The organism is Alteromonas sp. H02, assembly GCF_059682525.1.
In genome coordinates this window covers 4,097,324-4,113,097 of the sequence record NZ_CM185021.1, presented here as the reverse complement: position 1 = coordinate 4,113,097, position 15,774 = coordinate 4,097,324, and the positions used below count along the sequence as shown (strand labels likewise).

Below are 15,774 nucleotides of genomic sequence, written 5' to 3'. Positions count from 1 at the left end.
AACGAGGCAGTCAGGTAAGTATTACAAAGCGACATGGTGCGGCAGTATCGTTGCCATGTCAGACAATTTGTTAGGTATTTCATCCGCCATATGTGCCGACCAGCCATATAGAGTGTGGATGTATTTCTATATCAGTAACTATAGGATGGCACCATGAGTGATATGATGCACCAAGATGTTGACCCGCAGGAAACCCAGGAATGGCTGGAATCGTTAGAATCGGTTCTGGAGGAAGAAGGGGTAGAACGCGCGCACTTTTTGTTAGAGTCTCTTATTGAGAAAGCCCGCCGCAACGGTGCGCACTTGCCGTACGACGCTACCACTGCTTATATCAATACAATCCCGCCGGGGCAGGAACCCACCATGCCAGGCGACCAGACGATTGAAGGCAGCATTCGTAATGCACTGCGCTGGAACGCTTTGATGATGGTATTACGGGCGTCTAAAAAAGACCTTGAATTAGGTGGTCACATCTCAAGCTTTGCCTCTTCTGCCATGCTTTATGATGTAGGTTTTAACCACTTCTTTAAAGCGCCGAACGACAAAGATGGCGGCGACTTTATTATGTACCAGGGCCACGTAGCACCGGGTATCTATTCACGAGCTTATATCGAAGGTCGTTTAACTGAAGACCAGTTAGACGGTTTCCGTCAGGAAGTAGACGGCAAAGGTCTGTCTTCTTATCCGCACCCTAAATTAATGCCTGAGTTCTGGCAGTTCCCAACGGTTTCTATGGGTCTTGGCCCGATGCAGGCTATTTATCAGGCCCGTTTCCTGAAATACCTGACTAACCGTGGTTTAAAAGACTGTTCTGATCAGCGCGTATGGTGCTTCCTTGGTGACGGTGAAATTGATGAGCCGGAGAGCTTGGGTGCAATTGGCCTGGCATCTCGTGAAGGCCTGGACAACCTGACTTTCGTAGTGAACTGTAACCTGCAGCGTCTGGACGGTCCGGTACGTGGTAACGGCAAAATTATCCAGGAACTGGAAGGGACCTTCCGCGGCGCAGGCTGGGAAGTGATCAAGGTTATCTGGGGTCGCTACTGGGATCCACTGTTAGCCCGTGATACTACCGGTAAACTGCTGCAGTTAATGAACGAAACCGTAGACGGTGAGTACCAGAACTTCAAAGCGAAGGGCGGTGCTTACACCCGTGAACATTTCTTCGGCAAGTATCCGGAGCTGAAAGAAATGGTGTCCAATATGTCTGACGAAGACATCTGGCGCTTAAACCGTGGTGGTCACGATCCGGTAAAAGTTTACGCAGCGTACGACCGCGCAGTAAACACTAAAGGCCGCCCACAGGTTATCCTGGCTAAAACCGTTAAAGGTTATGGTATGGGGGCAGCCGGTGAAGGTAAAAACATTGCTCACCAGGTTAAGAAAATGGACATGGATGCGATTAAACACTATCGCGACCGTTTCAACATTCCGGTATCTGACGAAGCATTAGAAAAACTGCCATACTACAAGTTTGAAGAAGACAGCACAGAGATGAAGTATCTGCGCGAGCGTCGTGAAGCCCTGAAAGGTTACATGCCGCGTCGTCTGGCTAAGTCTACTGAAGAACTGCCAGCACCAGCACTGAAAGCCTTTGAGGCAGTAACGAAAGGCTCTGGTGACCGTGAAATTTCCACCACCATGGCGTTTGTTCGCGTACTGACTGCACTGCTTAAAGATAAGCAGATTGGTAAGCGCATAGTACCAATTATTCCGGATGAAGCCCGTACCTTTGGTATGGAAGGTCTGTTCCGTCAGGTAGGTATTTACTCAAGCCAGGGGCAGAAATACGAGCCACAGGATTCCGATCAGGTCGCTTACTACCGTGAAGACCAGAAAGGTCAGGTACTGCAGGAAGGTATTAACGAGCTGGGTGCCATGGCGTCTTGGTTATCTGCCGGTACCTCTTACAGCACTAACGATCTGCCAATGGTACCGTTCTACATTTACTACTCGATGTTTGGTTTCCAGCGCGTGGGCGATTTAGCCTGGGCCGCCGGTGACAGCCAGACCCGTGGTTTCTTAGTAGGTGGTACGGCTGGTCGTACAACGCTTAACGGTGAAGGTCTGCAGCACCAGGATGGCCACAGCCATACCCAGGCCGCGCTTATTCCTAACTGTGTAAGCTACGATCCAACCTACGGCTATGAAGTGGCTGTGATTGTTCAGGACGGTCTGCGCAGAATGCTCGAAGAGCAGGAAGACGTATTCTATTACCTCACCGTAATGAACGAAAACTACAAGCAGCCAGCTATGCCTAAGGGCGTTGAAGAAGGCATTATCAAAGGTATCTACAAGTTAGAAACCATTGGCCGTAGCAACGCTAAGAAGAAAGTGAAACTGCTGGGCTCTGGTACCATTTTAGAGCAGGTACGTGCCGCGGCTACCAAACTGCATGACGACTACGGCGTAGCGGTTGAAGTGTACTCAGTACCTTCTTTCAACGAGCTTGCCCGTGATGGTCAGGAATGTGATCGTTTCAACATGTTCCATCCGGACAGCGATGCCAAAGTGCCGTATATCACTGAAGTCCTTAATGAAGGCTTTGATGGCCCGACGATTACCGCTACCGATTACATTAAAAACTACGGTGAACAGGTACGTGCTTATGTACCAGGTGCTTACCGTGTACTGGGTACTGACGGCTTTGGTCGTTCGGACAGCCGCGCTAACTTACGTCGCCATTTTGAGGTGGACGCGGAGTACGTAACTTTTGCAGCCCTTTACGAGCTGTATAAGCAAGGCGAACTGGATGGCAAAACGCTCAATAAAGCCATGCAGGATCTGGGTATTGACCCGGACAAAATTAACCCGCTGTTCGCATAAGCTCAGGGAGACTGCAAACGATGTCAGACATTAAAGACGTATTAGTACCGGATTTAGGTGAAGATGAAGTTGAAGTCATTGAACTGTGCGTATCGCCAGGCGATTCGGTTGAAGCCGAAGACGCCCTGGTAACAGTTGAAAGTGACAAAGCCAGCATGGACGTACCAGCACCTTTTGCCGGTACGCTCAAAGAGCTGTGCGTAAAAGTGGGTGATAAAATCAGCCACAACGACTTACTGGCCAAGCTGGAAGTTGCTGGCGGCGATGCCGCAGAAGCTCCGGCTCAGGAAGAAAAAACGGAAGAAGCCCCAGCTGCTAAAGAAGAATCTGCGCCAGCAGCCGAACAAAAGCAAGCTGCCGAGCAAAGCAGTGGCGGTAGCGAAACTATTGAAGTTACCGTACCGGATATTGGTGACTCTGCTGACGTAGACGTTATCGAAATTCTGGTCAGCGCAGGCGACACCGTAGAAGCCGAAGATGGCCTGATCACCCTTGAAACCGACAAGGCAACCATGGATGTACCAAGCCCACAGGCTGGTAAAGTGGTTGAGGTGAAGGTAAAAGAGGGCGATAAGGTAAGCGAAGGTTCTCTGGTATTATTGCTTGAGGTTGCCGGTTCTGGAAGCTCAGACAGTGCCCCGGCTGAAAAAGCGGAATCTGCGCCTGCTACCGAATCTGCACCTGAAGCGGCTGCTGAAGAGCCGGCAGGTGAAGAAGAAATTGAAGTCACCGTACCAGACATTGGCGATGCATCAGACGTTGATGTTATCGAAATCCTGGTAGCCGAAGGCGATACCGTAGCGGTTGAAGACGGTCTTATCACTCTTGAGACCGATAAAGCTACTATGGATGTACCATCACCTAAAGAAGGTGTGGTAACCAAGTTACTGGTTAAGTCTGGTGACAAAGTGTCGAAAGGCGACAAGGTATGTATGCTGAAAGTGGCAGGTAGCGCCAAACCAGCGCCTGCTAAGTCAGAAAGTGCTGCGTCTGCGCCTAAAGCGGAAAGCGCACCAGCTGCCAGCAAGCCTGCAGAACCGAAAAAAGCCCCTGTGCCGCATCATCCTTCGGCAGGAACCAAGCCAAAAACCGGTAAAGTGCACGCCTCACCATCGGTGCGTCGTCTTGCCCGTGAATTTGGTGTGGATTTATCAGAAGTACCTGGCAGTGGTCCGAAGAACCGTATTCTTAAAGAAGACGTTCAGGCCTATGTGAAAGAAGAGCTGTCTCGTCCGCGTACCACAGCACCAGCTGCTGGTGGTGGTAACGGTGGTGGCCTGCAGGTACTGGCACAGCCAAAAGTTGATTTTGCCAAGTTTGGTGAAATTGAAGAGAAGCCGCTGACCCGTATCCAGAAGATTTCCGGCCCGAACCTTCACCGTAACTGGGTAACTATCCCACACGTAACGCAGTTTGAAGAAGCGGATATCACCGATCTGGAAGCATTCCGTAAAGAGCAGAATGCCATTGCTGAAAAGCGCAAGCTGGGCGTAAAAATTACCCCGCTGGTGTTTATGATGAAGGCGGCGGCCGACGCTCTGCGTGCTTACCCCATCTTCAATACTTCACTGGGTGAGTCAGGTGATACCCTGATCCAGAAGAAGTACATTCACATTGGTATTGCCGTGGATACTCCGGGAGGCCTGGTAGTACCGGTAGTGCGTGATGTTGATAAGAAAGGCATCTACGAGTTGTCCGAAGAGCTGATGCAAATCAGCGTAAAAGCCCGTGACGGCAAGTTAAAAGCTGCTGATATGCAGGGTAGCTGTTTTACCATCTCAAGCCTCGGTGGAATTGGCGGTACGGCGTTCACGCCAATCGTTAATGCACCTGATGTGGCTATTCTTGGTGTGTCTAAATCTGACATGAAACCAAAGTGGAATGGTAAAGAGTTTGAACCTCGCCTGACCGTACCTTTATCGTTGTCATACGACCATCGTGTTATTGACGGCGCGGTCGCAGCAAGGTTTGCTGTACACTTGAAGTCAGTACTGGAAGATTTACGCCAGTTAATTCTGTAAATCATTGTTCGCCCTGCCTAGTGCAGGGCGAATCGTAATCTGAATTAGAGAGTTTACCTTTACTGCTGTGACGCAGCTAGTTACAATTCAGACACTTACATTCGTATAGAAACAGGACAGATTTGAGGTCACGATGAGCGAAATTAAAACGCAGTTAGTGGTACTAGGCGCCGGCCCCGGCGGCTATTCAGCAGCCTTCCGCGCAGCTGATATGGGGATTGAAACAGTTCTGGTTGACGCCAGAGAGACCCTGGGTGGTGTGTGCTTGAACGTAGGATGTATTCCTTCCAAAGCGCTGCTGCACGTTGCTAAAGTGATGAAAGAAGCCAAGCACCTGGCCAGCCACGGCGTGTCGTTCGGCGAACCTGAAATCGATCTGGATAAAATCCGCGCATACAAAGACGGCGTAGTTGGCCAGCTGACCAAAGGTTTGGCCGGTATGTCTAAAATGCGTAAAGTTAAGCACGTTCAGGGCTACGGTAAATTTACCGGTGCTAACACCCTGGAAGTGGAAGGCAAAGACGGTAAAACCACCATCTCTTTCGAAAACGCCATTATCGCCGCAGGTTCTGAGCCGGTATCACTGCCGTTCATTCCTGAAGACGACCGCGTAATCGACTCAACCGGCGCACTGGAAATGAAAGACATTCCGGAAAAAATGCTGGTACTGGGCGGTGGTATCATCGGCCTGGAAATGGGTACGGTATACGAAGCCTTGGGCTCAAACATTGACGTGGTAGAGTTCCTGGATCAGTTAATCCCGGCTGCCGACAAAGACATCATGAAGGTCTTCATGAAGACCTACAAAGAAAAATTCAACATCATGCTGGAAACTAAGGTGACCGGCGTTGAAGCCAAAGACGATGGTCTGTACGTAAGCTTTGAAGGTAAAAATGCACCGGCTGAGCCAGTGCGTTACGACAAAGTACTGGTGGCGGTTGGCCGTAAGCCAAACGGTGGCCTGGTTGCAGCAGACAAAGCGGGCGTTAAAGTTGACGAGCGCGGCTTCATCTCTGTTGATAAGCAAATGAAAACCAACGTTGGCCACATCTACGCGATTGGTGACCTGGTTGGTCAGCCTATGCTGGCGCATAAAGCGGTTCACGAAGGCCATGTGGCTGCCGAGAACATCGCTGGTAAGAAGCATTTCTTCGACCCACGTTGTATTCCTTCAGTGGCTTACACTGAGCCAGAAGTGGCTTGGGTTGGTTTAACCGAGAAAGAAGCGAAAGAACAGGGCGTAAGCTACGAAACAGCTACCTTCCCATGGGCAGCTTCGGGTCGTGCAATTGCCTCTGATGCAACCGACGGTATGACCAAAATGATCTTCGACAAAGATTCTGGCCGTGTAATCGGTGGTGCCATGATTGGTACAAACGCCGGTGAGATGCTGGGCGAAATCGGCTTAGCCATCGAAATGGGCGCTGATGCCGAAGACGTAGCGCTGACTATTCACGCTCACCCAACGCTGAACGAGTCAATCGGTCTGGCGTCTGAAATCTTCGAAGGCAGCATCACTGACCTTCCAAACCCTAAAGCTAAAAAACGCTAAAGCGTTTTTTAGTCCCGGAATCGCCAACGGCGATATCCGGGACCTCCTGCTAAAGCGTTTCTTCGTCCCGGTTTCGCTCAGCGAAGACCGGGATCTCCTGAACAGTCTGACTGTTCGGACAAAAGAATATTGAAAAGGCTGTCTCACTGTAGACAACCTTTTTTGTTTGCCTCATCAAAAAGCCAATAACATATTGGGAGATCCCGGATAGTTTCTACGAAACTTCCGGGAAGACGGGGAGTGTGGGCTTTGATCCGGTATTAATTATCCCGCCATCCCCGCAAAAAAATACTGTCATCCCCGCAAGCTTTTGAGCGGGGCTCTCCTGACCAGGTTGTCTAAACTAATCGAGACAGTTAATTAGCTAAGAATAATTGACATTTTGTCGGGTCGCCGACGACGACCAGGGGTGGCAGTGAGGCCCCCCCTGGACCCCTCTCAGTTCTAAATTGCGAAAAAGCCTATTGAGAAACAAAAAGGGCAACCCTAACGAGCAGAGCGGGCGTCCTGCCCGCGCTGCCCTGGCTCGTCGTCCGTGACGAGCCTACGGATTACCTGAAACTTTTTGTTTATCAATAGTTCGCAATAACCGAACAGGTAAAGCAGCCGAATTGACTGCGGTGTTAAACCTGGACATTGCAAGGAGATACCGGATAGCCGCAAGCGGCTTCCGGCATGACAGGATAGGTGGGCTAAGAAATAATCGTCACCGGGCTAAATTAAGCCCGTCATCCCCGCATGCTCCTCCCTCGTCATCCCCGCATCCGATATCTCCGTCATCCCCGCATGCGATATCTCCGTCATCCCCGCATGCTTTTGAGCGGTGATCTCCTGAGCAGTCTGACTCACGTTAATAGTATTTTTCGATTATTGTTTTAACCGCACCATGACAGATTAGGAGATACCGGATAGACGCAAGCGGCTTCCTGCAGACGGGATCAGAGTCGGTATCTGCTGAGCAGGTTAGCTGACTTAAACCGTTCAGTATGCCCGCTGAATCGCCCTGAATCATCGCTAGAACGACCTGATTTTGCCATAATGTCTTTTTATAGTGAGTGGCGTAATCAATCATAATCAAAAGGACATAACATGGATAAAGGTGCTGCCGGAATATTGGCTCTGGGTATCTTCTTCGGCGCAGCAGCACTCGGAGGCCTGGGCGGTAATGCGTTAATCGAAGCCAAACAGTGGGAGCGCTCGGTTGTGGTAAAGGGCTTGTCCGAGCGTGAGTATGTGGCTGATAAAGTGATTTGGCCACTACAGTTTGTTGAAGCCGGCAATGACCTCACATCGTTATACAACACCATGTCGGCTAATAGCGAGAAGGTAAAAGCTTATCTTATTCTACAAGGTATAGATCTTGCGGAGATTACCGTAGGACTGCCTGAGGTGACTGATAAGCTGGCCCAGCGTTATGGCAGCAATAATGGCGTAAAGTTTCGCTACAGCGGCACGCAAACGGTGACAGTGTATTCTGCCGATGTGATGAAAGTACGCAGTGTGCAGCAAAACTTATCTGATTTGCTCGGGCAGGGCGTAGCACTGAGTACCGAAAACTATAATGCCCGTACAGAGTTTATATTTACCCGGTTAAACGAAGTAAAACCCGAAATGATAGAGGAAGCAACCATTAACGCCCGTGAAGTGGCAGAGAAGTTTGCCGATGATTCCAACAGTCAACTGGGTAAAATCAAACGGGCAAATCAGGGCCAGTTTTCTATTTTTGAAAGGGATAGCCAGCACCCCCACATCAAACAGGTGCGCGTAGTCTCTACCATTGAATATACACTAACTGATTAAAAACTATACTTTACGCCTGTGAAGGCGTGCTAAGCTAATAATATTGATTATTAAATTCTGTAACCATGGCAGACGACAAGCAGCCAGCTCAGCTTGAGTTTTTTACTATCCCGAGTCCGTGTATTGGCGTTTGTCAAAGTGGGCCAAAAGGGTATTGTCAGGGCTGCTTTCGCTCCCGCGAAGAGCGGCTGTACTGGTTACATATTGATGACGGCACGCGACGCGTAATACTCGATGCCTGTAAGCGACGTAAGCGCTATTATCAACGTCGTAAGTCACAGTCGAATAGCCAATCCGATACGCAGCCGCTGCAACAGGATTTGTTTGGTGATGAACCAGATAAATAACGCAGCGAGGTTTTAACGCTCTGATATACTTAATTTATGATCGAGGAAAGGTCACAGGGTAATGAATCAATTTATTGAATATGCAACGCAATCTTTTACGTTACCGGATATCTGTTTACGGTTACGTAATGTGCTGGACGATCCGCGCTCAGATATGGACGATATCGCCGCGCTCATCAGCATCGATCCTTCGCTTACCGCCAAATTACTTCGTCTGGCGAACAGTGCACTTTTCCGCTTCCCCTCGCAAATAGAATCCATCACCAAAGCGGTTAGCGTTATTGGTGGTGAGGCGCTGTATAACCTGGTGCTGGCCGAAACTGCTAACATTGCCTTTAAACATTTTGACAACCAGTGCCTGATTGTTGATAAACACTGGGAGCAATCGGTATTTACCGGCATGCTGGCAAAATATCTCGCCAAAGACATGAACGTGCGTGGCAGCGACCGCTTTTTTGTTATGGGGATTTTGCAGAACCTGAGTGAACTGGTGATTGCAAAGTGCGAACCTGAGAAATATCAACAGTATGCGAAAGATGATTCACCAGGTACGCCCTGGGATCGTCAGGTAGCCCACTTCGGATTTTTATTCACTGAATGCAGTGGTTCAATTATGGAACAGTGGAAGCTGCCTATGCCGTTGTTTTATCCGGTTAAATTTGCTCACAATCGGGTGAAATTGGCTAGCGACTTAGACGTGTCTTTGTTAACCTGTGCTATACGGCTGTCAACGGCTCATTATCAGCGGGAACGGTATCCGGAGTTGGATATCATATCACCCGACATGGTGCGGTTGTTGCCGCTAGACGACGAAGTGTTACAAAACGCCAAACTGTTTGCCCAAAAAGAAACGAACAAGGTGGCAGTGTCTGTTTTGTAAACGCTCTTTAGGCAATAAAAACAAAACATAAAAACTGCTTCCATGTTACACCAATTTATAGCGAAGGCAGCGCCACTTGTTCTGGCGCTGTTTTGTATGTCGGCATCCGGCGCTGATAAAGATCTCATCAGTACCTTGTATCATGCCGACTTTGTCGAATACGACGAAGATCAAAAGAATAAGTTTACGCTCGACGGCGAACTTGGGGTGATATTTGCCTCGGGTAATACCAACGCGACCTCGATTAAGAGTAGTCTTAAATCCGAACACGAAACCAAGCGCTTCTCGAATAACTATTGGGTAGAGTTTCTGTATAAGGAAACCGAAGTAACTGTGGATGACAGTGTGGTCGATCAAACCACCGCACAGCGCTTATATACCTACGCCCAATCCGACTACAAACTGGCACAGGAAAACCGTCGGTTATTCGTCTATGGCGATTACGAAGATGATCGTTTTAATGGTTACGACTACCGTTCATCTATTGCAGCGGGTTGGTCACAACTAATGTGGCAAAACGAAATCAGCGACTTCCGATACAGTGTAGGACCGGGTTATGCCTTTGCTAAATTCGATAGCGGCGAGCGTGCCGATCAGGTTGATGGCTTTATTGTCCGGGCTTCGGCAGAATATCATTACATCTGGCCAACCGGGGCTAAACTTCGTCAGTTTGTCTCGATGGAAGCGGGTGATGAAAACATCAAGTCGCGTACCGAGACATCCTTGAGCGCTAATTTATTTGAATCACTGGCGCTAAAATTTTCATTCATTATGCAACATAACACCAGCCCGGTGAATAATGCGCAGTCATTAAACACCGAAACGGCCGTGACTATTGTCTACCGTTTTTTCTGAATTTAGTCCTCGTGATGAATTGATTTTGCTCTGAGATGCTTTAACATAGCGGTTTCTAGCCATTGAGCGAGTCTTCTCCCCTCAGACTTGGCGAACAGGATTTGAATTTATTTAGGAACCCCCCGCATGAAAAAACTACTACTTGCCATCGCCGGTACCTGCGTTGCTGCCAGCGCTATTGCTCAGGATGAACCAAAGCCATTCACAATGGATGGTGAGTTCGGTCTGATAGTTACCACTGGTAACACCGAAACCACTTCTGCTACAGCCGGTATTACCGCTCAGCAAGAGCTTGAAAACTGGAGTAACGATTATCAAATCGAAGGTCTCTATAAAGAGGAAACGGTTATTCAGGATGGTGAAGAAGTAGAGCGTACATCGGCACAGAAGTTCTTCGCATCAGCGCAGGGTAACTACAAGTTAGAAAATCCTGATCACCGTTTGTTTGCGTTCTCTTCTTATGAAGATGACCGTTTCAGTAACTTCGCCTATCAGGCAACACTGGCCGGCGGTTGGTCACAAAAGATGTGGAAAACGGAAAAGACTGCTTTTGAATACAGTGTCGGTCCGGGTTACTCGTGGGCTGAGACGCAAGCAGGTGTAGACAATGACAGCTTCATTGTTCGTGGCTCTGCAGCGTTTAAATGGTTTATCTCTGATACGGCTAAGTTTACCCAAACAGCGAGTACCGAGGTGGGTTCTGAAAACACCAAATCACGCGCTGAGTCTGCATTAACTGCGACTATCAGTGGTTCTTTATCAATGAAGGTCTCTTTACGGCTTGACCACAACAGTAATGTTGCTGAAGGCGTTGAAAAACTGGATACCGAAACAGCGGTTACCCTGGTTTACAACTTCTTTTAAGCATAGGGCTCATTCGACTCTACCGTTGAGTTTAATTGCAAAGGCTGTTTTAAAGACAGCCTTTGTTGTTTGTGTAAGAAAGGGTATCAATACGCGGCTAAAAATTTCGGTCATCCCTGCATGCACCTCCTATGTCATCTTCGCATTCACCTCCTTCGTCATCCCCGCATGCTTTTGAGCGGGGATCTCCTGAGCAGGTTGCCTCATCCGATAAATCCTTATCAGAAGCTAAGGTTATACCAACATTTTGTCGGGTCGCCGACGACGACCAGGGGTGGCAGTGAGGCCACCCCTTAGGCTCTTCATAACAGCGTCGCTCAGTTCTAAATTGCGAAAAAGCCTATTGAGAAACAAAAAGGGCAAACCTAACGAGCAGAGCGGGCGTCCTGCCCGCGCTGCCCCTGGCTCGTCGTCCGTGACAAGCCTACGGATTACCTGAAGCTTTTTGTTTATCAATAGTTCGCAATAACCGAACAGGTTAAGAGCGGTCGAATTGACTGCGGTGATAAACTTGAGCTTTATAGGGAGATCCCGGATATTTGCTGCGCAAATTCCGGGAAGACGGAATGATTGTGGCTGCTTTAATTCATGTTAAAACAACCTTGTAAGCCTTTTTAGTTACGCTAAAAACCCCCGTCATCCGCGCATTTTGCAACCCCCGTCATCCGCGCATGTTGCAACCCCGTCATCCCCGCATGCGTTTGAGCGGGGATCTCCTGAGCGGTACGACAGTCGGTTTTGATGCCGTTGCATTACCCATAAAAAAGGCCGTCTAAATGAAGACAGCCTTTTAGATAATTTATCCGGTGAAGCCTGATTAGTGCAGTACGCGGGTTTTGATAGTACCGTCGATTTGCATTAATTCAGACAGTGCGTCTTCGGCTTTGTCGGCTTCTACGTCGATAACCACGTAACCAATGTCGGCGTTGGTTTGCAGGTACTGCGCTTCAATGTTGATGCCTTTGGCTGCAAATGCCTGGTTGATCTGGGTTAAAACGCCAGGGCGGTTTTCGTGGATATGCAGCAAGCGAGAGCGTTTCACATTTTCTGGCAGCGATACTTCCGGGAAATTAACCGCAGACAGAGTAGAACCGTTGTCACTGTATTTGGCCAGCTTACCAGCCACTTCGATGCCGATATTTTGCTGCGCTTCCTGGGTGCTACCGCCCACGTGTGGAGTGAGGATAACATTGTCGAACTGACGCAGTGGTGATTCAAACTCTTCGTTGTTTGACTTAGGCTCAACCGGGAATACATCGATAGCAGCGCCACCAATGTGACCGGAGGCCAGTGCTTCAGTTAACGCGTCGATGTCGACCACGGTACCGCGTGAGGCGTTAATTAAAATACCGCCTTTTTTCATTTTAGCCAGTTGCGCCTGACCAATCATATTTTTGGTTTGCGGGGTTTCCGGTACGTGCAGAGAGACTACGTCTGACATGGCAAGCAGGTCATCCATTGATTTGACCTGTTCGGAGTTACCCAGTACCAGTTTGTCTTCAATATCGAAGAAGCGCACGCGCATACCCAGGTGCTCAGCCAGAATAGACAGCTGGGTACCAATGTGCCCATAACCGATGATACCGAGTGTTTTACCACGGGCTTCATAAGAGCCTTCAGCACTCTTGTCCCAGCCACCACGATGCGCCTGAGCATTCTTTTGAGGTACCCGACGCAGTAACAGGATCAGTTGGCCCAGTACCAGCTCGGCTACCGAGCGGGTGTTTGAGAACGGTGCGTTAAATACCGGAATGCCGCGGGCCTGAGTCGCTTTCAGATCGACCTGATTGGTACCAATACAAAAACAGCCTACGGCTACCAGTTTGCTGGCCGCATCAACCACAGCTTCAGTAATTTGAGTACGTGAGCGAATTCCCACAAAATGAACGTCTTTGATCTTTTCGATGAGTTCATCTTCCGGTAACGAGGTTTTTAAATACTCGATGTTGGTATAACCATTAGACTGCAGGGTTTCCAGGGCACTTTGGTGCACACCTTCCAGCAGCAAGATCTTAATTTTATCTTTTGATAGTGAAAATTTGCTCATTACATCGCTCTCAGTCAGGGAATTTAAGAGACATCTGGACGTCTATACGGGTAAAGTACCACAAACTCCCGGGTAGAACAAAGCGCTTTGTTGCATCACTTTGGAATATCTAGGAACGAATTGGTCGTTTTTAGCCATGTCAGGCCCCGGCGGTTTTGCCAGGGCTCATCCAGTAGTGTCTGATGGTTTATCACCGTGTTGCCACACCGTCGTCGGTAGCAACCAGCACAATATCAGCGCCACGTAATGCAAAGATCCCGTTGGTTACCACCCCGGGGATGTTATTAATGGCTTTTTCCAGCTCAACCGGGTTAAGGATTTCCAGGTTGTGTACGTCCAGGATTACGTTGCCGTTATCGGTTACTATGCCGTCGCGGTAAACCGGATCGCCGCCCAGTTTTACCAGTTCGCGGGCCACATAAGAACGTGCCATGGGGATAACTTCTACCGGTAAAGGAAACTTGCCCAGTACGCCCACTTCCTTGCTGTTATCCACGATACACACAAAGGTCTTAGCGACTGCAGAAACGATTTTTTCCTGGGTCAGTGCCGCGCCACCGCCTTTGATCATGTGCTTGTGTTCGGTAACTTCATCAGCGCCATCAACATAAATAGACAGGCTGTCGACCTCATTGAGTTCAAATACGTCTATGCCCAGCGCTTTTAAGCGCTCAGTGGAAGCGACCGAGCTAGATACTGCACCAGCAATCTGATGTTTAATATCGGCCAGTGCATCGATGAAATAGTTAACGGTAGAGCCCGTACCAACGCCAATAATGGTGTCTGGCTCAACATATTTAATTGCAGCGCGGCCAACGGCCTGCTTTTTCGCGTTCTGATCCATGCTAATACCCGCTGAAAAAAAGAGGCGGTATTTTAGCCGAATTTGCCTCACTTCGCATAGGGAATTATAGGATCTGCCCGCGTTAAAAACTGAATATCACGGCCGGAAATGAAGAGCGTATAAGTTGGATCAGCGGGTGGAGATGATTTGCGTTGGGGTAACGATAAGATCCAATGGCACATCCCACGGCTCAATGGGTAATTCATCAACCTGCTGGCAATCGTGGGCAACGCCAACCAGGGTAGGTCGGTTATCCAGGGCGTTAATATTGGCCAGAGTGCGATCGTAAAAGCCGCCGCCCATACCCAAACGATTACCCTGAGCATCAAATCCTACTAATGGCATTAGCAGCAAATGATGTTGATTTAGCAAACGGATTGCCGTGCTGTTGGGGGCAGGTTCGCTTATCCCGAAGCGATTCAATGTCATTTCTGTCTGCTCAGTAAAGGTCTGAAACAGCAGATGCTTACCGGTAAACGGGTGTAACACAGGTAGTGTAACTACGCCGTTTTGCTGGCAACCTTTTATGGTGGGTGTTAAATCGATTTCACCATCATTAGCCAGATACCCTGCCACGGTGCTGTTTGGCTGAGTCATAATCGACTGAATCTGCTCGCTGAGTAAACGGGCTGCTTCACTTTGCTGGCCGGGGCTTAAGGCATTGCGCTGAGCGCGCAGTGATTGGCGCAGTGCCCGGCGGGTTAATGGCTTGGTGTTAGTCATAGGCGGAATAAAATGCCCCGCCAGGTGGCAGGGCGTAATACTTTACAGAGCGTAAGTGTCGATAAACAGCTGGAAAAGCTCGTCGTGTTTCACGCCGGTAGCGGCCTGCACAAATTTTGCTTCGGTCCAGAGCGGGCTGGCGGTGGTGCCAGGCTTGGCGACTACAGTCTGGCCCCGGTTTAATTCGTCGGTAGATACGCGAATGTTGCCACGGGTAAACTCAAACAGTTCCGGCTTCACCAAATGCGCAATCGGGAAGGCGTCGTGGAAAAAGCACACTTTTTCGTCGCGATTTTGCGAGTAAAAATCAATGTAGAACTGTGATGCTTTTTGCATAAAGCCACCCATCACCGGATTTTTCTCGGCCAGAATATCAACAAATTTCGGGTCGGTTGGGGCAAACAGGGTAACGTCCAGACCAAACATTTTAACTTCCCAGTCGGCTGAGAAAACAATGTCAGCCGCGTGGGCGTCGTTCCAGATGTTCGCTTCCGCTACCGGCGTAACATTACCGGGTACAAAAGCGGCACCACCCATAATGCTGATCCCTTTTACCAGTTTTGGTAATTCAGGTTCCAGGCGCAGCGCCAGGGCAATATTGCCTAACGGACCAATGGCTACCAGGGTAATCTCGCCTGGGTGCTTGCGGGCCATTTCAACAATGAATTCGGCCGAGCTACGAGGGTCAACCTCGCGGGTTGAAGGTGGGTAATCGATGTTACCGAAGCCGTCGTCGCCGTGCACAAAGTGCGCGTAATCAGACTCGGGGCCTACCCAGGGTAACGCGACACCTTTTGTAACCGGTACGTCCTGGCGGCCAGCGATATCACATAATGTGAGTGCGTTGCGGGCCGACATGCTAACCGGAATGTTGCCATACACAGTGGTCAGGCCAAGTACGTCAATTTCAGGTGACTGAAAGGCAAAAAAGATCGCCATAGCATCGTCGATGCCCGGATCCGTGTCGATAATAATTTTGTGCGTCATAGTATTCTCAATTAATGCTTTTTACTCT

At 49.2% G+C, this 15,774-nt stretch carries 12 protein-coding genes; 8 read left to right on the top strand and 4 right to left on the bottom strand.

All coding sequences use genetic code 11. The features are described 5' to 3' along the window. Positions 1-153: 153 nt before the first annotated feature. From aceE to AC566Q_RS19030, 8 genes are all read left to right on the top strand, one after another. A complete protein-coding gene (gene aceE / locus AC566Q_RS19065) occupies positions 154-2,826 on the top strand; it encodes a pyruvate dehydrogenase (acetyl-transferring), homodimeric type (RefSeq protein ID WP_499609439.1) in 2,673 nt (890 codons plus the stop codon). 20 nt (positions 2,827-2,846) lie between these two features. Beyond that, on the top strand, positions 2,847-4,847 hold the full coding sequence (aceF, locus tag AC566Q_RS19060) for a pyruvate dehydrogenase complex dihydrolipoyllysine-residue acetyltransferase (protein ID WP_499609436.1): 2,001 nt from the start codon (positions 2,847-2,849) through the stop codon (positions 4,845-4,847). Positions 4,848-4,980: 133 nt separating this feature from the next. After that, positions 4,981-6,399: a dihydrolipoyl dehydrogenase gene (gene lpdA, locus AC566Q_RS19055; protein ID WP_105936681.1), complete on the top strand. Its 1,419-nt coding sequence runs from the start codon at positions 4,981-4,983 to the stop codon at positions 6,397-6,399. A gap of 1,089 nt (positions 6,400-7,488) precedes the next feature. Next, complete coding sequence (locus tag AC566Q_RS19050; protein WP_105935927.1) at positions 7,489-8,199, top strand: SIMPL domain-containing protein; 711 nt, start codon at positions 7,489-7,491, stop codon at positions 8,197-8,199. Positions 8,200-8,264: 65 nt separating this feature from the next. Continuing rightward, positions 8,265-8,546 (top strand): DUF1289 domain-containing protein, encoded by a 282-nt coding sequence (locus AC566Q_RS19045; protein WP_105935928.1) that lies wholly within the window; start codon positions 8,265-8,267, stop codon positions 8,544-8,546. Between the two features lie 61 nt (positions 8,547-8,607). Next, the gene (locus AC566Q_RS19040) at positions 8,608-9,426 is read left to right on the top strand and encodes an HDOD domain-containing protein (protein WP_105935929.1); all 819 of its coding nucleotides are present in this window, start codon (positions 8,608-8,610) and stop codon (positions 9,424-9,426) included. A gap of 42 nt (positions 9,427-9,468) precedes the next feature. After that, on the top strand, positions 9,469-10,281 hold the full coding sequence (locus AC566Q_RS19035) for a DUF481 domain-containing protein (protein ID WP_105935930.1): 813 nt from the start codon (positions 9,469-9,471) through the stop codon (positions 10,279-10,281). A 126-nt stretch (positions 10,282-10,407) separates the two neighbouring features. Beyond that, a complete protein-coding gene (locus tag AC566Q_RS19030) occupies positions 10,408-11,145 on the top strand; it encodes a DUF481 domain-containing protein (RefSeq protein WP_123326038.1) in 738 nt (245 codons plus the stop codon). Between the two features lie 817 nt (positions 11,146-11,962). Here AC566Q_RS19030 and serA read toward each other — a convergent pair. The 4 genes from serA to AC566Q_RS19010 form a co-directional block, all read right to left on the bottom strand. Then, positions 11,963-13,192, bottom strand: coding sequence for a phosphoglycerate dehydrogenase (serA, locus tag AC566Q_RS19025; protein WP_105935934.1), 1,230 nt, complete (start codon positions 13,190-13,192; stop codon positions 11,963-11,965). A 190-nt stretch (positions 13,193-13,382) separates the two neighbouring features. Beyond that, complete coding sequence (rpiA, locus tag AC566Q_RS19020) at positions 13,383-14,036, bottom strand: ribose-5-phosphate isomerase RpiA (protein ID WP_499609427.1); 654 nt, start codon at positions 14,034-14,036, stop codon at positions 13,383-13,385. Between the two features lie 129 nt (positions 14,037-14,165). Continuing rightward, on the bottom strand, positions 14,166-14,759 hold the full coding sequence (locus tag AC566Q_RS19015) for a 5-formyltetrahydrofolate cyclo-ligase (RefSeq protein ID WP_499609425.1): 594 nt from the start codon (positions 14,757-14,759) through the stop codon (positions 14,166-14,168). Positions 14,760-14,801: 42 nt separating this feature from the next. Next, positions 14,802-15,746 carry a nucleoside hydrolase gene (locus tag AC566Q_RS19010; protein WP_499609422.1) on the bottom strand — a complete coding sequence of 315 codons (945 nt, stop codon included), beginning with the start codon at positions 15,744-15,746 and terminating at the stop codon, positions 14,802-14,804. Positions 15,747-15,774 lie beyond the last annotated feature (28 nt).